18 protein-coding genes and 1 riboswitch are annotated in these 22,391 nt (G+C 36.0%); of the genes, 13 read left to right on the top strand and 5 right to left on the bottom strand.

Annotated elements, in window-relative coordinates:
- Positions 1-282: 282 nt before the first annotated feature.
- Positions 283-1,632 carry a glucose-6-phosphate isomerase gene (locus tag J2Z40_RS14815; protein WP_066397192.1) on the top strand — a complete coding sequence of 450 codons (1,350 nt, stop codon included), beginning with the start codon at positions 283-285 and terminating at the stop codon, positions 1,630-1,632.
- A 231-nt stretch (positions 1,633-1,863) separates the two neighbouring features.
- Here J2Z40_RS14815 and J2Z40_RS14820 read toward each other — a convergent pair whose 3' ends face one another.
- Complete coding sequence (locus J2Z40_RS14820) at positions 1,864-2,859, bottom strand: potassium channel family protein (protein ID WP_066397190.1); 996 nt, start codon at positions 2,857-2,859, stop codon at positions 1,864-1,866.
- Between the two features lie 150 nt (positions 2,860-3,009).
- The gene (locus tag J2Z40_RS14825) at positions 3,010-3,174 is read right to left on the bottom strand and encodes an aspartyl-phosphate phosphatase Spo0E family protein (RefSeq protein WP_083953953.1); all 165 of its coding nucleotides are present in this window, start codon (positions 3,172-3,174) and stop codon (positions 3,010-3,012) included.
- 284 nt (positions 3,175-3,458) lie between these two features.
- On the opposite strand from J2Z40_RS14825, the gene J2Z40_RS14830 reads away from it, so the two are divergent.
- From J2Z40_RS14830 to J2Z40_RS14865, 8 genes are all read left to right on the top strand, one after another.
- Positions 3,459-3,977, top strand: a complete 519-nt coding sequence (locus J2Z40_RS14830; protein ID WP_083953952.1) for an RNA polymerase sigma factor — start codon at positions 3,459-3,461, stop codon at positions 3,975-3,977.
- Positions 3,970-5,280 (top strand): DUF4179 domain-containing protein, encoded by a 1,311-nt coding sequence (locus J2Z40_RS14835; RefSeq protein ID WP_066397186.1) that lies wholly within the window; start codon positions 3,970-3,972, stop codon positions 5,278-5,280. The genes J2Z40_RS14830 and J2Z40_RS14835 overlap by 8 nt, the downstream gene beginning before the upstream one ends.
- 354 nt (positions 5,281-5,634) lie before the next feature.
- Positions 5,635-7,617, top strand: a complete 1,983-nt coding sequence (locus J2Z40_RS14840) for a methyl-accepting chemotaxis protein (RefSeq protein WP_066397184.1) — start codon at positions 5,635-5,637, stop codon at positions 7,615-7,617.
- 102 nt (positions 7,618-7,719) lie between these two features.
- Positions 7,720-7,814, top strand: a riboswitch (cyclic di-GMP riboswitch).
- Positions 7,815-7,955: 141 nt separating this feature from the next.
- Entirely contained in the window at positions 7,956-8,306 is a 351-nt protein-coding gene (locus tag J2Z40_RS14845) for a hypothetical protein (RefSeq protein ID WP_083953950.1), read from the top strand.
- A 74-nt stretch (positions 8,307-8,380) separates the two neighbouring features.
- Complete coding sequence (locus tag J2Z40_RS14850; RefSeq protein WP_066397181.1) at positions 8,381-9,370, top strand: 3-oxoacyl-[acyl-carrier-protein] synthase III C-terminal domain-containing protein; 990 nt, start codon at positions 8,381-8,383, stop codon at positions 9,368-9,370.
- A gap of 208 nt (positions 9,371-9,578) precedes the next feature.
- Positions 9,579-9,926, top strand: a complete 348-nt coding sequence (locus tag J2Z40_RS14855; protein WP_066397179.1) for a metal-sensitive transcriptional regulator — start codon at positions 9,579-9,581, stop codon at positions 9,924-9,926.
- 13 nt (positions 9,927-9,939) lie between these two features.
- Positions 9,940-10,146: a copper chaperone CopZ gene (gene copZ, locus J2Z40_RS14860; RefSeq protein ID WP_066397178.1), complete on the top strand. Its 207-nt coding sequence runs from the start codon at positions 9,940-9,942 to the stop codon at positions 10,144-10,146.
- Between the two features lie 125 nt (positions 10,147-10,271).
- Entirely contained in the window at positions 10,272-12,686 is a 2,415-nt protein-coding gene (locus J2Z40_RS14865) for a heavy metal translocating P-type ATPase (protein ID WP_066397175.1), read from the top strand.
- 217 nt (positions 12,687-12,903) lie between these two features.
- Here the strand turns inward: J2Z40_RS14865 and J2Z40_RS14870 are convergent, their stop codons facing one another.
- A complete protein-coding gene (locus J2Z40_RS14870) occupies positions 12,904-13,356 on the bottom strand; it encodes a GNAT family N-acetyltransferase (protein WP_066397174.1) in 453 nt (150 codons plus the stop codon).
- Between the two features lie 274 nt (positions 13,357-13,630).
- Here J2Z40_RS14870 and J2Z40_RS14875 point away from each other — a divergent pair, with 274 nt between their 5' ends.
- Positions 13,631-14,107: a GyrI-like domain-containing protein gene (locus tag J2Z40_RS14875; RefSeq protein WP_066397172.1), complete on the top strand. Its 477-nt coding sequence runs from the start codon at positions 13,631-13,633 to the stop codon at positions 14,105-14,107.
- A 267-nt stretch (positions 14,108-14,374) separates the two neighbouring features.
- On the opposite strand, the gene J2Z40_RS14880 is transcribed toward J2Z40_RS14875, so the two are convergent.
- Complete coding sequence (locus tag J2Z40_RS14880) at positions 14,375-15,454, bottom strand: GGDEF domain-containing protein (protein ID WP_245350118.1); 1,080 nt, start codon at positions 15,452-15,454, stop codon at positions 14,375-14,377.
- Positions 15,455-15,954: 500 nt separating this feature from the next.
- Here J2Z40_RS14880 and J2Z40_RS14885 point away from each other — a divergent pair, with 500 nt between their 5' ends.
- The gene (locus J2Z40_RS14885; RefSeq protein WP_083953949.1) at positions 15,955-18,030 is read left to right on the top strand and encodes a sigma-54 interaction domain-containing protein; all 2,076 of its coding nucleotides are present in this window, start codon (positions 15,955-15,957) and stop codon (positions 18,028-18,030) included.
- Positions 18,031-18,057: 27 nt separating this feature from the next.
- Here J2Z40_RS14885 and pepV read toward each other — a convergent pair whose 3' ends face one another.
- Entirely contained in the window at positions 18,058-19,452 is a 1,395-nt protein-coding gene (pepV, locus tag J2Z40_RS14890) for a dipeptidase PepV (protein WP_066397166.1), read from the bottom strand.
- Positions 19,453-19,707: 255 nt separating this feature from the next.
- Between pepV and J2Z40_RS14895 the strand changes: the two genes are divergently transcribed.
- Both J2Z40_RS14895 and J2Z40_RS14900 read left to right on the top strand, forming a co-directional pair.
- A complete protein-coding gene (locus tag J2Z40_RS14895; RefSeq protein ID WP_066397162.1) occupies positions 19,708-21,366 on the top strand; it encodes a peptide ABC transporter substrate-binding protein in 1,659 nt (552 codons plus the stop codon).
- An 86-nt stretch (positions 21,367-21,452) separates the two neighbouring features.
- Entirely contained in the window at positions 21,453-22,388 is a 936-nt protein-coding gene (locus J2Z40_RS14900) for an ABC transporter permease (RefSeq protein ID WP_066397160.1), read from the top strand.
- The last annotated feature ends 3 nt before the right edge of the window (positions 22,389-22,391 follow it).

A 22,391-nucleotide genomic window follows, 5' to 3' on the forward strand; every position in this document is an offset into this window, starting at 1 on the left:
AAATCATTGTTTTGGATCAAATAAGCGGAAAAATTCCGCCTATTCCATAAAAAGAATCAAAATAAGCAGAAATAAGCGGAGAAATTCCGCTTAACTTCTCTAAATTTAACAAAAATCATCGATTTGGATCATATAAGCGGAAAAACTTCCCTTATTTTTAAGGAAATATAGGTATTTCCCAATTTAACCGGAATTTCTCCGTTTATTTTTCAAACACGGTAATCAATATCTAATTATAACAGAGCCTTGTAAAAAGAAATCATAGCAAATGGAGGTACATAAATGACCTATATTCATTTTGACTACACAAATGCCCTTGGATTTTTCGGAGAACATGAAATCACCTATTTGCAAGATGCTGTAAAAGTTGCACATCACTCACTCCATGAGCAAACAGGTGCAGGCAATCAGTTTTTAGGGTGGATGGATTTACCTATCTCATATGATAAAGAAGAATTTGCTCGAATCCAAAAATCAGCGAAAAAAATCAAACAGGATTCTGATATTTTGCTTGTAATTGGCATTGGCGGCTCCTACTTGGGTGCACGTGCAGCAATTGAAATGCTTAATCATCATTTTTATAATCTCCTACCGAAGGAAAAGCGCACGACTCCGCAAGTGATATTTGTCGGCAATCACCTTAGTTCAACCTATATGAAGGATGTAATGGATCTCCTAGATGGGAAGGACTTTTCGATTAATGTCATCTCGAAATCAGGGACAACGACAGAACCAGCAATTGCTTTTCGGGTTTTTCGAGAGATGTTAGAAAAAAGGTATGGAAAAGCAGAGGCGCGCAATCGAATCTATGCAACAACAGACCAAGAGCGTGGGGCATTAAAAACAGTAGCAACAGAAGAAAGCTATGAAACTTTCATCATTCCAGATGATATTGGCGGGCGCTATTCTGTGTTAACTGCTGTAGGCCTATTGCCGATTGCCGTTAGTGGGGTTGATATTAAGCAAATGATGAACGGAGCAGCACTTGCAGTTGAGGAGTGCAGCAGTTCAGAAGTTGTTGAAAATGCAGCTTACCAATATGCAGCTGTCCGAAATATTTTGTACAACAAAGGAAAAACGATTGAAATGCTCGTAAACTATGAGCCAGGACTTCAATATTTTGCAGAATGGTGGAAACAGTTATTTGGAGAAAGTGAAGGGAAGGACCAGAAAGGAATCTACCCATCCTCAGCAAACTTCTCAACCGATCTACATTCTCTTGGACAGTATGTTCAAGAAGGCAGACGTGACCTATTTGAAACAATTCTTAAAGTAGATAAGCCGCGTCATGATGTATTCATTGAAAAAGCAGAGAATGATTTAGATGGCTTAAATTATCTTGCTGGGAAAAGTGTGGATTTTGTTAATCAGAAAGCATTTGAAGGGACGATGCTTGCCCATACAGATGGGGGTGTGCCGAATTTAATTGTGACAATTCCTAAGTTAGATGCCTTTACATTTGGCTATCTTGTTTATTTCTTTGAGAAAGCCTGTGCAATGAGCGGTTACTTGCTCGGTGTCAATCCATTTGACCAGCCTGGAGTAGAGGCTTATAAGGTGAATATGTTTGCCCTTTTAGGAAAAGAAGGCTTTGAAGAAAAGAAGGCGGAGTTAGAGAAGCGGATTAAATAATGGAGAGAGTGTCATCGGAATAGATGACACTCTTATTTATTTGTAAATTATTTATAGAGGTTGTTCAAAAAGTCCGGGAAAAAAGCTGCCTTAATTTCTGCTCAGTTTGCTTATCCGCTCCTCACGTACCAAAGATATACGCTCCGATGCTCTAAGCTGCACATCCTTCAACTTCTCGGCTCTTTTTGTCCTCCTTTTTGAACACGCACCTATGGATGCCAAAGTTCCAAGTTATTCATTCATAATGACAATAAGCTGATCCTGATCGGTAATGGTGAATGGATGTGGTGGATTTAACCATGTTTCCTCCCCCCTTTTTATGCCCAGTAGAAGGATTCCTTCTTTCAATAGCATCGAGCTTAAGTCTATAAATGTCATGTCGATTATTTCTGGCACAGAAGGCTTAAAGCTTAGGTTCCGTCGATCAAGCTGGTTCAATAAATCTAAAAAGGATGTGACAAGTTGCTGGGATGAAATGCTATTAATTATCACAAAGCTTGTAAGGATATTTGTTTGCACAATTTCATCTGCTCCTGCCCTTTTTGCATTTGCCACTTGTTCCGATGTTAAAATCTCAACAATGCACTGTACTTCACGATTTAGTCCTTTTACAGCTAATAGGGTAATGATTGAACTCATATCCGCTTGCAACTCACCTTTATTTGGATCTGCCGTAATGATGACTTTTTTTGCATCGAAAATATTAGCTTTCATAAGAACCTTGTCTAAATTAGAACGGCCTTGAATGAAATGCACATTCATGTGTGGCAGTGGGTTTTTTTCTAGTGTTTCGTCTATTAATGCAATGGTGATATTCTTATTATTCGAGTAAAGTGTATGAAGAATTTCTCGTGTTCGTTCGTTCCATCCGATCACAATGAGATGATCTTTTCCTTTAAACATGCTTTTCCCTTCTAATAATTCATTTTGTTTCGTTACAGCAGCTGTTGCCAAACCAACGAAATAGGTAGCTAAAAAACCAGCACCGACAAAAATAAGGGCAATTCCAGTAATTCTCCCACTTATCGTTGTTGGAACAAAATCTCCATAACCAACAGTGGATGCCGTAATAATGGCCCACCAGATTCCATCGAATAAGGTTGGGAATTGTTTAGGTTCAATCACATGGATAAATGAGCCAAATAGGATAATCACAATTAGGGCAATAATAAGCACTCTTATAAACAGTGGCAGTCGAAAGAAGCTGTTGAAGAAATGGTATGGCATGTGAACACTCCTGTAATTTTAAGCGTAATGTCTCCCATAATTATTGACGAAACTAGAGCATTTCATAATAGATAAAGAAAAACATGTGAGAAAATAGAAAGGCCTCATCCGTTCTTGATGAACGGATGAGGCGATAAGCTATTCTATGTATTAAGAGAAATGCACAAGATGTAGATAAATCAACTTGTCCAATTTTTGACTACAGTGTAATGTTTCGATGCTATCGATGCCTGTTCGATGAGCCGTTTGGATCATCTCCCTCCTCATTTTATTAATGCGACGTAGTACTAATTGTTCAAGTGTAGTCTTGTTCATTTGTCCATTCTCCTATTAGATATGATCACTTATCTACTATTATAGGAGTTATTTCATATTTCGAAATAGATTCGACAAAAGTTCTAAAAAAGAGACAAATATTTATTTGTTCTTATGTAAGGGACGGTCTTTAGGATAAAGATTATACATATTTTTCTAGATTTTAGGTTAATTGATTAAAAACGACCTATTAAAGAATACATTGAACTTATTCTCAAAATAAATTAAGACTTTTTGTTACACTTGCAAGTCTAATGATTAGTAAGAAGGAAGGGGGAGTCTCCTTGGATGTTGAGAAATTAATTAAAAAAGCAAAAAAGGGGGATGATGCATCTTTTTATGAGCTGATGCAATTACATAAAGAACGTTTGTTAAGAATAGCGATTTCGTATTTGCGGAATGAGGGAGAAGCATTAGAAGCGCTACAAGAAGTGACTGTTAGAGCCTATTGCTCTATTAAAAAAGTTAAGCATGCTACATATTTCTCTACTTGGCTGATCCGTATTATGATTAATTATTGCCATGATCAAAGCAGAAAAAGGAAAAGAAATGCAGATTCAAGTGTAATTGATCAACTAGTCGAAACAGTGGATTATAATCGTTCATTAGAAATTGAGGAAGCCTTGCAAAGAATTGATTCCCGCTGCCGAGAAGTCATTATCCTCAAGTATTATCATGACTTGAAAATTAAGGATATTGCTGAAATTCTCGAAAGTCCAGAGAGTACGATTAAAACATGGCTATATAAAGGATTGCAAGCACTTCGGGATCAATTAGATGAAAGGGGTGGGCTTCATGCTTGATTTTACGAGAGAGGAAGAGGAATTGGAGAAAACAAAAACTGCTTATAGTCAATTAACCATTTCAGATGAGCAGTCAAATCATGCCATCCTTGAAGGAATAAAACGGGCAAATGGAATGAAAGCAAAGAGGAAGAGACTTCTTCCAGTTAAAATCTTGTTATCAGCTAGTATTCTAATGCTTGTATTCATCTCTTCAGTGAAAATTTCCGATACAGTTGCTGCTTACGCAATGAATATTCCAGGTTTGGAAAAGGTTGTGGAGCTGATTAGGAATGATAAGGGATTATTAGCGGCAATGGAGAATGATCATATTCAAAAGGTTAATCTTTCCGATGAACATGAAGGATTCAAGGTAACAATAGATTCCGTCATTCATGATGAAAGTAATTTGATTGTATTCTTTAAGTATTCTTCAAAAGATGAAAAATTCGGTTTAAAAGAAATCTATTTAATGGATCAGGATGGCAAGTCTCTGCCCTTTAAAATTAATAAGGGATCTTACAGTGATAAAGGTGCTTTATCAGAGGTTAGATTTTCATTGGCAGAAGATAATGTACTTCCTGATAAACTAATCATCTCCTTTGAAATGGGATTAAACTCTGGGAAAGTTTTTGAAGATAAGTGGAACATCCCAATCACCCTGGATAAAGAAAAGCTTGCATCTAAACAGGTGTATACACTTAATCAAAAAATAGAAGTAGAAGATCAAAAGCTGACTGTTAAAAAGGTTGTATCCTACCCCACTCATACAGCCATACATGTAGAATATGATCCTAAAAATAGTAAAAAAATATTTGGAATAGAGGGGCTTAGATTGGAGGATGGAAAGGGAGAATCTTGGAATTCGAATAAAGTTGATGATACTTGGATTAGTGAGAATGAAAGGATTATCTATCTGGAAAGCCATTACTTTTCCGCCCCTAAAAAGCTATATTTGCGCTTTGATTCAATACGAGCCCTTGAAAAGGATGAGCTTTGGGTGGAAATAGATCCTAAAACGAATCAGATTTTGAAAGCACCAAAGGATGAGTTGCTGAAAAAAGTTGAAAGGGGAAGTAATCGACTTGCTATTCAACTTGAAGCCAATCGTGACTTTATGGACCATCAAATTATACTTTATGCTTCAGATAGTGCTGGAAATAAGATTGATCATAAAGGGTATGTTGGAGCAACTCTAGACGGTCATTCCATCTGGTACACGGTCCCATTCCCAACAAATGAAAATATATCCGGACCAATTAAACTCGAATTGTTAGACTATCCTGCCGAGATTAGACAGGATATAAAGATTAAAATCAAATAAAGAGTATAAATTTAATACAGCAGCATCTACTAAGCCCATTCTAGTTTAATGAAGAGTGGGTTTTTTTATTGAAAGGTTAGTTGTTCGAATAGATGATACGAATGATATGTTTTGCAATAAATGAAGGATGAGCACTTTTATGAGGGTTCCTGTCTTTATAGTAAAAACCATATAAGTATACAATTTAGAAAAATATTAATAAGGTAAAAAATGCTTAGCGAATTTTGTAGAATTATGTTGAACTTTGAATAGTATCACCTTATGATTGCTTTATACTATTAAGGTGTTTAAAAAGTACTTAAGAGTAGTAATTAAAGAGACGATTACAATCTGTAATGGTAGAAAGGAAGGCATATGAGGAAAATCTCCTATTTATTGAAAAATATTAATACAAAATTATCTATCGCATTTGCTGTTATTCTAATTATTCCCGGTCTGGTAATTGGCCTATTAGCTAGTACAACAGCTAAGAATACCGTGGAAGAAGAGATATTGACTGGCATCGATGAGAACATCGCTTTTTTAAACAAAACCATTAATAGCACAATTCAGCCTAAAGTTCATGATATAGATTATCTATATAAAGAAATATCTTCCCAATTGTATAATGGGGATGAGAGTCCAATATTACGAACGAAATTAAATCAGTATGCTTTATTACATCCAGAAGCGCAAAGTGTTTATGTTGGAACAGAGACAGGTCTATTTGTTCAAGAACCGAAAGTGCAAATGGCTGCTGATTATGATCCAAGAAATAGAGATTGGTATAAGGATGCAATGTCTCATAAAGGGGACACAATTATATCTGATCCATACATCTCAGCTGGTACAGATCAGATGGTTATAACTATTTCGAGGGTAATAGAAGATGGGACAGGTGTTGTTGCTGTTAATCTCTATTTAGACTATTTACAAGAGCTAGTCAATCAAGTGAAAATTGGAGAAGCTGGTTATGCTGCTCTTTTAGCTGATAATCGTAAGTATATTCATCACCCTGATGAAGTATCTGGAAGTGATGTAGTAGAGCCATTCTATGATCAGGTCTATGAAAAAGAAAAGGGACGTTTTGAGTATATACTAAATGGTGAGAAACGAAAAAAGAGTTTTCTAACGAATGAATTAACGGGTTGGAAAATTGAAGGAAATGTTGTTTCATCAGAAATAATTGACGCAATGAAGCCAATTTACTATAAAACAATCGTAGTAATAATAATTGCTATGTTGATTGGTGGAATTCTTGTTTTCTTTATTATAAAGTCAATTGTTCGTCCGCTTAAACAGTTGAAAGATAAAGCAATAACTATAAGTAAAGGGGATTTAACTGAACAGATTGAAATATTGTCAAATGATGAAATCGGTCAATTAGGAATCGCTTTTAATGAGATGCAGGAAAGTTTGAGAAGGCTTGTTCAGCAAGTGAATGAAAATGCTGAGTATGTGTCATCATCAGCAGAGGAATTAACGGCAAGTGCAGAGCATACAACGAGTGCAACAGAGCATGTAGCTTCAGCCATTCAAGAGATAGCAAGTAATGCCGAGAAACAAACAAATGGAAACCGAAAAAATGTAGAAGTCTTAACTGAGGTATCTGAAGGTGCTGCACGGATTGCAGAAAATTCGAAGAAGGTTTCGGAGCTTGCTCATGGGACAATGACTCAGGCAGAAGTAGGTGGCCATGCTGTTACTAATACTGTAAATCAAATGAAATCGATTCAAAAATCAGTTTTCGAATCAAATCAGATGATTCAATCATTATTTGAACGTTCGAAAGAGGTAGGTACGATTTTGGCTGCGATTACCAAGATTGCGGATCAAACGAATCTCCTTGCCTTGAATGCAGCAATCGAAGCAGCTAGGGCTGGTGAGCAGGGCAAAGGGTTTGCCGTTGTTGCAGATGAAGTTCGAAAGCTTGCCGAACAATCACAAATATCAGCAAAAGAGATTCAAGTGATTGTCTATGGCATTCAAATGGATACAGAAAAATCTGTTGAAATTATGAATCAAGTAATGGGAGATGTACAAAGTGGTGTGAAGATTTCGAATGAGGCGATTGAGAAATTTGACCAAATTCTTCTTCAAACTAAAGAAATGACACCACAAATGGAAGAGGTATCTGTTGCATCACAACAAATGACTACTGCGATTCAAGAGATCCAGCTGACAGCTAAAGATCTAACATTATTAGCAAAAGGAAATGCCTCAAATTCAGAGGATGTAGCAGCAGTAACAGAAGAGCAACTGGCTTCTATGGAGGAAATTGCTGCTTCCTCACGTTCCCTTTCTATAATGGCTGGAGAATTACGGGATTCAATTGCTGTGTTCAAATATGAACATTAATCTACTTTTTAATTAAAAACGTATTTTTAATAGGATATTCATTGGGTTTATTCATAACTTCCTATATAATAAAATGGTAATATTATTATAGTCCTATAAAATGAGAGTAAAAGGCAAACTATCTGAAAGGGTAGGACGCAAAGCCTAGGGTCTAAGGTTAATGTAGTGGCATTAACTATGATCGCCTGGTTGCCAAATGATAAATTTAGTTAATTTGGCTATTCTATTTAATTTAGGATAGCCTTTTTCATTTCTGGCAAATAAATAATAACCCTTTAAGAAGGCACCTCTCTGGACAATGGTAGAAAAATGTAAAGTGAAAGAGGAGAGATGTAAAGTTGGCAAAAGCAGGTTCATTTTCAATTAAAGTTAATCATGGTGCAAAGAGCATGGATATGGTGATTGTTGGAACATTTACACCAGAGCAGGTTCAAGAATTTGTTCAAGATTATACAACGAAGGCGAAAAGTGTAAAAGCGGAAGAATTTGTATTGAATGTTGATTCAACAGACATGGATGTATTGACACAAGAGATGATTCCAAGCATGGAAAATTCCATTCGACTTTATCAAAGTTCAGGCTTTAATAAGTTAAATATTAAAATTAAGAAAAGCGCGATTCTTAAAATGCAATTAAACCGCATCCTTAAAAATGCAAACTTCACTAATGCTGAAATTGTTGAAATATAAGTAAAATAGATAAGACAAGATGGGAAACCGATCTTGTCTTATTTACTATGTGGAAAATCAGGAGGAGTAAATACATGACATCAATCAAAATAAAAGAGATTGCTATATATCATCCAGAAAACATAGTAACGAATGAATTTTATATTGAAGAGCATAAAAAACAGGGGAATGATGTGAAGGAATTCCTAGAAGATGTATTAGGAAGAGATAAACGGTATGTCATTGATCAAGACGATGAGAATAGTTTCACAATGGCACTTAAAGCATCCAAGCATGTACTAGAGAAGGCGAGTATGACAGGGGATGTATTGGATATGATTGTTTTCTCATCACAAACCCCTGAATATTTAGCAACAACAAATGCTATTCAATTGCATCATGCACTTAAGGCCGGGCATCATACAATGGTGATGGATTCGAATGCTAACTGTGCAGGGATGATGGTGGCAATCGATCAAACATCAAGGTATTTGCTGCAAAATGAACATGTTCATACAGCATTAGTTGTAGGTTCAGACTTTAATACACTGATGGGAAATCCTGAACAGGCCATCACTTATGGGAATTTAGGTGATGCATCTTGTGCGATTATTTTAGAGAAAACAACAGAAGATACAGGTTTTATTGATTCCATCTATCATACCAATTCAGTGACACATGCGAATACATTCTTTCCTCGTCATGGCTTAACAAAAACTATTCGTGGAGAAGCGAAGGATCAGAGCATTGATTGGATTCCATTTGATGGAGATATGGCATTAGCACCTACTTATGAAATGATGGAGAAAATTTTGGATAGAAATCATCTAAGCATAAAGGATATAGATGCGTTCTGCCTATCTCAATTTTCAATCGCAAATATTAAGAGAGTTCAATCCCACTTCGATATAGAAGATCATAAAATCATGTATATAGGTGATCAGTTTGGTTACACAGGTACAAGCAGTCCTTTTATTGCTCTGCATGAAGGAATTCAGACTGGGCGAATTAAACGAGGGGATACCGTATTATTTTGGACGATTGGTGGCGGCTTTCAGCTAGCATGTATGTTATTTACATATTAAGCTGATTAGGGTTGTAAGCTTTTTTTGTACTCTAGCTATATAAGGAAAAAGGGACCTCGTTTATATGCGCCTGCATAATAAGCGGGGTCCATTTAAGGAATACTAGACTTATGCTATTCTTATTAAAATGTTCACAAAATATCTATAATCTCTCCTCTTCACATACGATACAGGGGTATGATATTATCAATAATAAGGAGGGAACCAAATGGGATCCGATCTAGATAAAAATGGAGTGCTGCCTGAAGAAGAGCATTGTTGTGCGAGTATGAGTGATCGAAAAAGCCATCACTCTGATAAAGTGAAGAAAAACCTTGTGACACGCTTGAACCGAATTGAAGGGCAAATCCGTGGAATAAAGGGGTTAATTGAAAGAGATACTTATTGTGATGATGTGATTACACAAATTTCGGCTACTCAATCTGCATTAAATAGTGTAGCGAAAATTCTTCTTGAGGGCCATTTAAAGGGATGTGTCGTTGATCGCCTAAATGAAGGGGATCTGGAAGTATTAGACGAGGTTCTCATTACCATCCAAAAATTAATGAAAAAATAGGGGGATGTTTAGTATGGTAAAAGTAACTTTAAATGTGGCAGGAATGACTTGCGGTCATTGTGTAAAAGCAGTAGAAGGAAGCGTTGGAGAATTAGCAGGTGTTTCAAAAGTACAAGTTCATCTTGAAACTGGAACTGTAGATGTTGAGTACCGTACAGATGAAGTGACTGTGGAACAGATTAAAGAGGCAATTGATGATCAAGGATATGATGTAAAATAAATAGTGCTTTGTTTATAGTTGGTGCGAAACCGTCTATAAATGGGTGCTACTAGATGATCGTGCTAGAGATAGCACGTTCTCTTTTAATAAAAACATACCCACTATAGGTATAGGGGGACTGAAATATGGGTGAAAAAGTACTTGAAAGTCATTTTCAAATTACGGGAATGACATGTGCAGCCTGTTCCGCTCGAATCGAAAAGGGTTTGAAGAAAATGGATGGAGTGGAAGAGGCCAACGTTAATTTGGCGCTTGAAAAGGCAACAGTAAAGTTTGATGCTACAACAATGAGTCCAATTGACATACAAAATAAAATTAAAGCACTAGGCTATGATGTGGTCACGGAAAAAAGTGAATTAGATATTACAGGAATGACATGTGCAGCCTGTTCAGCCCGAATCGAGAAAGGCTTAAATAAAATGGATGGAGTGATTCATGCAAATGTCAATCTAGCGCTTGAAAAGGCAAATATTGAATACAATCCGTCTGTCATATCGCCAATTGAGATCATGCAAAGAGTTGAAAAGCTTGGCTATGGCGCCACAATAAAAACAGAAGAGAATGATCAAGAAACGAGTGACTATCGCTTAAAAGAAATAAAGAAGCAGCAAGTGAAATTTATTTTCTCGCTCATTTTATCTCTTCCACTTCTTTGGGCAATGGCTGGGCATTTTCGTTTTACTTCCTTCCTTTATGTACCTGATGTATTCATGAACCCATGGTTCCAATTGGTACTCGCAACACCTGTCCAAATTGTCATTGGGAGGCAGTTTTATGTAGGTGCATATAAAGCGTTGCGAAATAAGAGTGCCAATATGGATGTATTAGTTGCATTAGGAACGTCTGCTGCTTATTTTTACAGTTTGTATTTATCCATTCAATCCATTGGAAGTCATGCACATATGGTTGATCTTTATTTTGAAACGAGTGCCGTCCTTATTACATTAATTCTTCTTGGCAAGCTTTTTGAAGCGAAAGCAAAAGGCCGTTCTTCTGAAGCTATCAAGAAACTGATGGGTCTTCAGGCAAAAACAGCAACGGTTATACGAGCTGATCAAGAAATGGAAATCCCACTTGAAGAAGTAATGACTGGTGATACGATTCTAGTAAAACCAGGTGAGAAAATTCCTGTAGATGGAGAGATTTTGGATGGGCAGTCTGCACTAGACGAATCTATGATTACAGGAGAAAGTGTGCCAGTAGATAAAACAATAGGAGATATAGTCATTGGCTCGACAGTGAATAAAAATGGATTTTTAAAAATGAAAGCAACGAAGGTTGGGAAAGAAACAGCACTTGCACAAATTATTAAAGTTGTAGAAGAAGCACAAGGATCAAAAGCGCCCATTCAACGCCTGGCTGACTTGATTTCTGGCATCTTTGTACCTATCGTTGTCAGCATTGCTATGCTTACATTTCTTATTTGGTATTTCCTTGTTGCCCCTGGTGATTTTGCAGAAGCACTTGAAAAATTAATTGCCGTCCTTGTGATTGCTTGCCCATGTGCACTTGGACTAGCTACTCCGACATCTATTATGGCTGGATCCGGTCGAGCAGCAGAATATGGGGTACTTTTTAAAGGTGGAGAACATCTTGAAATGACCCATCGAGTTGACACAGTCATTCTAGATAAGACAGGGACGATTACGAACGGAACGCCAGTATTAACAGATGTCATTAGTGACCAAGCCGAAGCAGATTTTCTATCGTTAGTCGGTTCAGCTGAAAGGCAGTCCGAGCATCCACTTGCACAGGCGATTGTGGAGGGAATTAAAGATAAGCAGATCCCCCTTCATACCCCTTCTGCATTTGAGGCTATCCCAGGCTATGGGGTCAAAGCATGTGTAGATGGAAGGGAAGTTCTGATTGGGACAAGACGATTAATGATGAAATATACGATTGAAATCAATCATATCCTACCTGATATGCTTCAGCTAGAAAAGCAAGGGAAAACAGCCATGCTCGTAGCAATTGATGGTGTATATGCAGGGATTGTTGCCGTAGCTGATACGATAAAGGATACATCATCACAAGCAATTCAGCGCTTAAAAGAATTGGGCTTAGACGTCATTATGATGACTGGTGACAATGAGCAAACGGCTCAAGCAATTGCTAAGCTTGCTGGTGTAGAACATGTCATTGCAGAGGTGTTGCCTGAAGGAAAAGCGGATGAAGTAAAGAAGCTTCAACATCAGGGCAAGAAAGTGGCAATGGTTGGAGATGGAATTAATGATGCACCGGCACTAGCTGTAGCGGATATTGGTATGGCGATTGGAACAGGGACAGATGTAGCGATGGAAGCAGCGGATATCACGTTAATTCGCGGTGATCTGAATAGTATTGCAGATGCGATTTTCATGAGTAAGAAAACGATTCGCAATATCAGACAAAATCTATTCTGGGCATTTGGCTATAATACAATTGGGATTCCAATAGCTGCATTTGGTTTTCTTGCCCCTTGGCTTGCAGGAGCAGCAATGGCTTTTAGTTCCGTTTCCGTCGTACTTAATGCCCTTCGTCTGCAAAGGGTGAAATTATAAAAAGTAACAAGGATATCACTCTTTTTAATGATAAAAAAGTTAAATGAAACCTAAGGATCTTATTTCATAGATTCTTAGGTTTTTTGTTTTGAGTATTTTCCCCATAGGAAATAATTATTAAAAAAATATAGAAATGGGGTATTTATCACACATATGTGTAATAAAAACAAAAAAAGTTGAAAGTGAGATTTGCACGGATAGGTTCTAAGTGGGAATCTCACAGCCTATTTTTTTTAGTATTTTTAAACATAATAATATGTGGCCCAATAGGCGGGTAATCAAAAACCTCCCCATGAGGATAAAAGCCAATTTTAGTATAGTAATCTTGAACGGTTGTTCTAGCTTTACACCATAGAATGCGTGTCCCAATTTCAGCGATTATTTTTTCCGCATAGGTAACGATTTCCCTGCCAGCCCCAAGCTTACGAAACAAAGGAAGAGTCGCCATTCCTCGCAATCGATATTGTTCTTCGGCAGGGAAATCTGGATTTCTTTCAATGCAAAAAGAGGCAACACTAATTAATTGCTCCTGATAAAATGCCCCTACATGAAATGCCCCATCTTGATGATCCGTATCGTACATGCAGTCTTCTACTTGCTGATAAGGGCGTAAAACAGAATGTCTAAGGGGATAGGTCATTTCTGGGTTAATTCTTCTAACTTCAATCATCATTATCCTCCAATCTTTTAATGATTATAGTGATTCGATTTATTTCTACCGAAATCCTGCAATAGGTAATTTAACAGTCCTTAGAGATTATATATGCTTGAAAGGGAGAGGAATTAGTTGGAGTACTATCGATTCTATTAGGAAATTCTACTCAACTCATTCAACATATATTGACTATCATTGTGGAAGTCTTATCTAGTTAATTGTAAAAAGAGAAGGTATTTATGGTGGATTGCTAGAAATGTAAACTATTGTGTTACGAGGGGGTATTTGGATGTCAGAAATAATCATGAAAAATAAAACAATTAAAAAGATGGATGAATTAATGTTAGTAGGATTTCGAGTTTTGTGTGCTGGTGATCAATATTTAGTTGAAATTCCGAAAGCTTCATTAAAATTAAGTGAGCGTGTAAGCGAAATTAAACAGGTTGTTAACCCAAATGAACAATTTGGTGCATTTGTCGTGGAAAACGAAACGGTTGGTGAAGATGGTTACTGGGTTTGTGTTGAAGTATTAGCGTACGAGGATATTCCAACTGATATGGTGACTCTAACCATTCCATCTCAAAAATATGCTGTGGTGAGACATAAAGGTTCCAATTCTAAAATAATGGAAGCATATGATGATTTACACAAGTGGATTGAAGATAACAACTATGTACGACTAAAAAATACTTGGCATATTGAAAAGTTTCATGATTGGAAGGATAGCGAAAAAATAGATGTAGAATTGTTCGATACAATCGAGTAAATCAAGCGATATATGTGCAGGGGCAGTTGCTCTTTTCGGAAAAAGGGATGTTAAAACTGTATACTCTCTAGAACCTAATAGCGTCACTAGGCAATAATAAATCAGGTCAACAGAAAGTGCCTTTGACTTTAAATAAGCAAGGCGATGATTACTGTAAACCTTATCAAATAGTGGAATTGGTTCAATTTAAAGAAGCCTCGTTGGAAATAAGGTTCTTAAAAATAACTAAGGCTTTACTTCTATTTTTGAAGTAAATCCCCGTAATCACTACAGACTAGCAACGCAAACTTTGTTTCTCCCTGTATGTTTAGCTTCATACAATGCTTTATCAGCATCCTTTATCAGCATTTTGGGTTCTTTAGTCGTATCTCCATAACTGGCTACCCCAATAGAAATAGTAAGTTTAAGTTCTTTACCTGTACTCAATTTAAAAGGAATATCTTCAACATTTTTCCTTATATTCTCGGCTATAACAGCGGCTTCGTTTACTTGGCAATCTACTAGTAAAACAGTAAATTCTTCCCCCCCGTTACGACTAACTATATCAAAAGGTCTCGTGTTTTTAATAAGGATGTATCCTAACTCTTTTAACACAAGATCTCCTTCTGAATGACCGTATGTATCGTTAACTCCCTTAAAAAAGTCAATATCAATATAAAGGACTGATAACTTCATTTTATCCGTATTTAAATTACTTATTAATTGGTTATACACTTCATCAAATTTTCTTATATTATTTAAACCGGTTAAAGCATCTGTTCTCGATTCCTCTTGATATTTATTAAATAGCCTTTGACTTTGGCGAATATAGCCTAAAACAAAAAATGCCAAATACGTAGAAAAATAGGAAATCACCCAATATAAAGGGATTGCTTTTACTATTAATAGGGTGTCATGAACAAGAAAACAAAATATTATTGAAAATATTAGATTGTTAAATGTTGTAATGGAGGCTATTTTTATTACCTTTGAATAGCGGCTTTTAGAAAAATAAATGGCAAATAATGTCCCAGATACACTGATAACGATAGCTAAATAAGAGGCCAAATTCATAGAAATAAAAAACCTGCCAATAATGGTTAGAATCATTGAAATAAGTGCAGGAATTGGACCTCCATAGTAAGCCAACAAAATCGTAGGAACGTGCCTTAAGTCCATTATTGTACTTTCAATTTGTAAACTATAGTGCATCAAAATATTGCACACGATTCCACCTAAAATACCAGCAATGATTTTTACTTTAACAGAGGAGTTATTATTCATATGGTAATTTTTTGTTACTTGCGCATAGAAGAATAATAGTGAAACAAGAATTGTTAAATTAGAAAAAAGATCTTTTATTATCATATTTACCACCAAAATGTATATTTCATGTTGATTTATTAGATTTAACGGCAATTTTGCCCTTGTCCAAAAATTTTTTAATCTATTGAATTAAATTGCAGCATCACACAGGTTACCATATATGTATATAAACCACACCCTATTTTATCTTGAAGATAAGGAAGATGAAAGGGGAAATTTATTAAACTATTGAATTGGTGGGAATTACAGCAATCCTATCAATAACAGTTTGATACAATAAATGTTGCCTCTTGTTTAATTCCTAAATATTTGAGGGAGGTCTTTTTAATTTTAAAAGAATTGAAACTGTTTATAATCAGCTTCCTGATCCATTTGGGTGTCACCGTATTAGAGCATCAATTGTAAGTATCGATAACGAGCAGTAGGGCTGAATCAAGTAGTCCAAAGCAATCTCTTAAAACCTTAACTGAAAAATAGAATAATGGGAATAATCAAAACTATATATGGTAAAATCAATAATAATATGAAAAGTAGGTGATTACTTGTCAGTTAAAGAAAGCCTTCTCATTGTTACATATATGGAAAATACATTAGATACATTTTTTGAGCAATTGAATGAAATTGGTTTACAGGAAATTTTTGACATTGATGCTTGTACTATAGAAAACTTAGATTACTCAATTATTAAAAGATACTCGCTACTATTAATATCAAGTAATATTGTTTATAAAATGGTCAAACCTTATTTAGATGATAAAACACCATATCTAATAACGAGAAGAACCATTAACTATGCTAAGATAAGAGACTTGCTAGAAATTCCAAAAGGAACAAAGGCTTATTTAGTTAGCGACTTAAAGCAATCTGCAGAGGAAACGATTGGAATATTAAAAGAGATAGGCATTGAACTAGACCTTTTCCCCTTTTATCCTGACGAACCAGTTGATAAGGAAATTACAATGGCTATTACTCCTGGAGAGCCCCAAATTGTACCGAAAACGATTACCAATATATTTAATATAGGGAGTCGGCTGATAGACATCTCCACTTTAGTTGAACTATTTAATTTCTTTCATATATCCCCGTTTTCATCAAAGGTCCATTTGTCAGCTAGATTTGTGCAATCGTTAGTAGAGCTCTCAAAAGAATTAAGCGACGAAATTTTTAGATCTACACTTCTTCATAAAAGTTTAGAGAGCATAGTTCAAAATATAGATGATGGCGTGATTGTATATAATAATGACAATGAAATTGAATTATATAATCGGACTGCTGCAGAATATTTAAATCTTGCTGTCAATCAAACAAAGCTAACCATTGAAGTCATTCCTCCATCTTATTATCGAGCATTGAGAAACTTAGCAGTAGGCCAAGAGAATTTTATTGATATAGAAGGTACTACCTTCTATATGAGGAAAAAGAGAATAATTGTTGATAATCAAGTACAGTCCACACTCGTAATATTCCGGCGAGCAGAAGATTATCAAAAAATTGAACATGATTATCGGTTTAAGGCAAAGCAAAAAAACTTAATGGCGAGATATCGATTTGATGATATGAAAACAGTTAGTACACCTATGATAGAAATGATGAAAATTGCTAATCGGTTAGCAAAAAGTGATTCGACGATTTTAATACTTGGTGAAACAGGTACTGGGAAGGAAGTGCTAGCACAAGCCATTCACCATGCTTCTCCAAGAAAGTATGAGCCTTTTATTGGAGTTAATTTTGCTGCTATATCCGAGAGCTTAATGGAGAGTGAATTGTTTGGCTATGAATCTGGTTCATTTACCGGAGCCAGAAAAGGTGGACATATAGGAATGTTTGAGCAGAGCCATTTGGGAAGCATTTTTCTAGATGAGATTGGAGATGCTTCACCTGTTATTCAAAATCGACTTCTACGCGTCCTGCAAGAGAGACAAATTATGAGAGTCGGAGGGGACAAGATTATTCCTTTAGACGTAAGGGTCATAGCAGCAACGAATAAAGATCTCAAAAAGTTAATAGAGGAAGGAAACTTTCGAGAGGATTTGTACTACCGTCTCAATGTGCTTCCGCTAAGACTATTGCCTCTTAGGGAACGAAAAAAGGATATACCTTTATTAATCAATCTATTTTCTAAGGAATTTCAAGAGAAGCTAGGAAGGCGACCTTTTGTTTTTACACAAGAGGCGTTAAGAGTTTGTGAAAGCTATCATTGGCCAGGGAACGTTAGAGAATTACGCAATATTGTTGAGTATGTTGCGCATATAAGTGGTGAGAAAGTATATAAAGAAGAACTTCCAATTGGAGCGGATTTATTAAATTACCGAATAGTAGAAAATAAAGAGGAAGAACTGGAAAAGATAAAGAATGATTTAATAGAAAAGGGGTTTATCGAGGAAGCGTTGTCAATGCTTGAATACTTAAATCGTAATGAGGTTATATCTGCTGGCCGTTCTGCTATGTTAATTCATTTAAACTATGAAGGTTTCTTACTTTCGGATCACCAACTTCGTTATCGGCAAAAAATCTTAAGTGATCATGAATTAATTCTGATAGAAAGAGGAAGAAGTGGTAGCCGTATAACGGACAAAGGAAAGAGTTTTCTTGATTTATATGAAAAAAGCAAGTGTTAAATTTTATACACTTGCTTTTTTGTTATTTTATAAATTTGCAAGATTATAAATGGCCCGTGCATAAATAGCGGTAGCTTTATATAAATCTTCTAAAATAATATATTCATTTTTTTGATGGGCCGTATTCTCTTTTCCGGGAAAAACAGCTCCATAAGCTACACCGTTCTCAATAAATCGGGCATAGGTAGCCCCTCCAGTTGTTAATAATGCTGCGTTTTCTCCAGTTTCATGTTCATATGCTTGCTGAAGAATTTTTATTATAGGTTGTTCTTTGTCTACGTGGTGTGGCTTCTTCTCTCTGACTTCTTCGACTTCAAAACCATAATCCTTTATCACTTCATTTAACTTTTCAATTGTTCGTAAATAAGGTGTTTCAACAGGACAGCGAATATTTAAAGTCAAATAAGCTTTTTCATTCGAATGGTATCGGAAAACTCCCGGATTAACTGTTAGGGGACCTGTGATGTCATCAGAAAACGAAATACCTAACTCAATTCCATTTGGATCATCATCTAAGCGCTCTGAAATAAATTGTATATAAGGTTCGCTACGAATTTCAGAAGCTAAATATTTTGCGAGTTTTGTACCGGCATTAATTCCCTTCTCAGGCTCCATTCCATGTGCAGACTTCCCTTTTATTGTTAAACGAATGGAATTTTTTTCTAAATTAACTGAGTACTTGAGATTTTCCTTGTTGCAGAAAGAGGAAAACTTTTCTTTTATAAGTGATAGTTCATTCCTTTGTAGGACTGCTTCAGCGTGATCTGGTACCATATTCCCTTTTTCTCCGGAGTAGAAGGATAACAACTCATATCGGTTCTTTTTCTTAACGTTATTTAATTTCAAAACAACGTTTATCTGCCCTTTTTCAGCATGAATAATTGGAAACTCTGCATCCGGTGCAAAGCCAGTTAATGGTTTAGGCTCCACTTGTACATATTTTTTCATACAGGACATGCCGCTTTCCTCATCCGTTCCAAAAATAATTCGGATGCGATGCTTTAATGGTAAGTCGTTCTCTTTGATTATTTTCAGAGCATAATAAGCGGCCATTGTGGGTCCTTTATCATCGATCGCTCCACGAGAAAAGAGCTTTCCTTCTCTTATTTCCGGACTAAAAGGATCAGATTCCCATTCTCCTGTAGCTGGAACGACATCAAGATGGCACAAAATAGATATATATTCAGATGCATCTGCTGGACCTATTTCTGCGTAGCCAATATATCCTTCAATATTATTTGTTCTAAATCCATCTTCCTCGGCTGTTTGAAGCATAAAGTCTAAAGCTTCTTTAATATTTTTACCCATTGGCGCATCGTTAGAAGCAGTAGATGGATCCTTAATGCTTTTAATAGATAATAGTTGAGATAAATCTGATAATAATTGATCTTTCCTTTCTTGTACTTCCTCTTTCCAATTCAAATGGACCCCTCCTTGTTGGTTCAATATAACTCATGCAAGGATCATACCAAATGTATCGTATTAAAAATGATTAGATATTCTCCTAATTGGTTACCCATTTCAGATAAAATGGTAGCCTTTTTTACATAATTGGCTAATAAATTAACATTTAATGTTTATTGAAAATTCATATTTTTTCATAAATACATGATTTTTATGAGTTGGCATACTTCTTGCAATTAATAAAAATGTAAAAAAATTAGGGGGGTTAAAAATTTGAAAAAAACATGGCCAAAAATGATGTCTTTCTTGTTACTTAGTTTGATGGTACTTTTAGCCGGCTGTAATTTCAGTGGCGGTTCAAAAGAGACAGTGAAAAAAGAAGAAGGGGAAAAACCAGTTGAAAGTACTGATGGGAAAAGTGGTAGTGTTCTTAATTTAAGTTTAGATAATGATATCCCCGACTTAAATCAAGTCAAAACAACGGATGCTATTTCCTTTGCTATTTTAAACAATGTAATGGAAGGGCTATACCGATTAGATGAAAATAATGAGCCTCAACCCGCGATGGCAGAAAGCTATGAAAGATCAGAAGATGGATTAACTTATACATTTACATTAAAAGATGGGATTAAATGGAGCAATGGTGACCCAGTAACTGCTAATGATTTTAAATATTCTTGGTTAAGAGCAATGCACCCTGATACTGCGGGATCCTATGCATCCATTTTAACTGACTATATTAAAGGTGGAGCAGCTTATGCCGCTGGAGAATCAGATGCTGATTCAGTAGCAATAGAAGTAAAGAATGAGAAAACACTAGTTGTTGAGCTTATTCAGCCAACTCCATTCTTCGTAGGATTAACCGCTTTTGTAACATATTTTCCTTTAAATGAAGCGTTTACTACTGAAAAAGGGAATGATTTTGGACTAACATATGAAGGAATTTTATATAACGGCCCATATGTATTGACAGCATATGACCAGGCACAGGGAGTTACAATGGAAAAAAACCCCGAATACTGGGATAAAGATAAAGTTGCCGTTCAAAAAGTTAATATGAAGGTTATTAAAGAACAAAGCACAGCGCTAAATTTGTATGAAGCTGGTGAGCTTGATAAGGTATACCTTGCTTCAGCAGATGTTAATTCGTATAAAGATAGCTCAGAATTTAATACAGAAACAGAGTTTAGAACGTACTTTATTCAGTTCAATCTTGGGAAAGAGCCTTTCGATAATGAAAATATTCGAAAAGCGCTTCAATTGGCTTATGACCCACAAGTATTAACGGATGTCATTTTAAATAATGGTTCTGAACCAGCGTACGGACTTGTTGCTACTAAGATGGCAGGTGTTGATGGTAAATCATTTAGAGAGCTTCAAGGTGATGTCATTAAACCAGATATTGAAAAAGCAAAAGAGCTTTGGGTAAAAGGTGTAGAAGAACTAGGTAAAACGCCTAGCATTGATTTGTTAACAGCAGACGATACGGTATCAAAGGATACAGGCACATTCTTGCAAAGTGAATATAAAAAGAATCTAGGGATTGATGTTAACCTTGTGACACAACCATATAGTGGTCGACTCGATACAATGAGAGCTGGCGATTATCAAATGGGTGTTAATAGGTGGGGAGCAGATTTTAACGATTCTATCACATACTTGGATTTATGGAATGCCCCTTCTAATCCACACTTCCGTGGTAATTATTTTAATGAAAAGTATGATGAATTAGTTAATGCTGCAAAATCAGAAGCGGATGAAAATGTCCGTATTGAAAAATTACTTGAAGCAGAAAAGATTCTGCTAGAGGACGGTATTGTAGGGCCGTTATATTATGATGGATTATCATACTTACAGAAATCAAATGTAAAAGGAATTGTGACACACCCTTATGGGGCTTCACCAGATTTAAAATGGGCAACTGTTGAATAGGATTAGAAAAGAGAAGGAGAGAATCTATTTCTCTCCTTCTCTTACAAATATAGGCTCTAACCACGCAAAAAGTGGAGGTATGACTATTGAAAAAGTATTTTATTATAAGAGTAATTAATATATTGATAACTTTGTTTATTATCGCCACGGCGACATTCTTTTTAATGAAACAATTACCAGGTTCGCCATTTGATGAAGAGAAGCTATCGAATTTATCAGAAGAACAAAGAATGGAGTTTTATGCAAGATACGGATTAGATAAGCCTTTATCCCAACAGTATGTCCTTTACATGAAAAATCTAGTCCAGGGAGATTTGGGAGAATCTTTTTATTTTAAAGGACAAGATGTAAGTACACTCATTAAAAATCGAATTGGACCATCCGCTCTACTTGGGGTTCAAGCGGTTTTGTTAGGATTCACAATTGGAATCATTCTAGGTATTGTGGCTGCTTTCCGACATAATACGATGTGGGATTTTTCAGCAATGATCGTAGCTGTACTTGGTGTATCGATCCCAAACTTCGTGTTTGCTGCCCTCCTTCAGTATTATGTTGGTTTGAAGTTGGGGATTCTTCCTGTTGCCTTTTGGGAGTCTTATTCCAGTTCGATTATGCCAACAATTGCATTATCCCTAATGGTTATTGCATTAATAGCCAGATTCACTAGGAATGAAATGCTAGAGGTATTGCAACAGGATTACATGCTTACTGCGAAAGCAAAAGGAGTTCCACCGTTTAAAATCATTTACAAGCATGCGATTCGTAATGCGCTAATACCTGTTATTACCATTCTGGGACCAATTGTTGTTAGTCTGTTGACTGGTTCACTTGTCATTGAAAATATTTTTGGAGTTCCTGGAATTGGAAGTCTATTTGTAGATTCAATTAAAGTAAATGATTATACAACGATTATGGGATTAACCCTTTTCTATAGTGCTTTTTTTGTACTAACAATGCTCATTATCGACCTCTTATACGGTGTCATTGATCCAAGAATTCGTATTAGTGGGGCAAAGGAGTGAGTG

The sequence above is a fragment of the Cytobacillus eiseniae genome, assembly GCF_017874625.1.
Taxonomy (GTDB): Bacteria; Bacillota; Bacilli; order Bacillales; family Cytobacillaceae; genus Cytobacillus; species Cytobacillus eiseniae.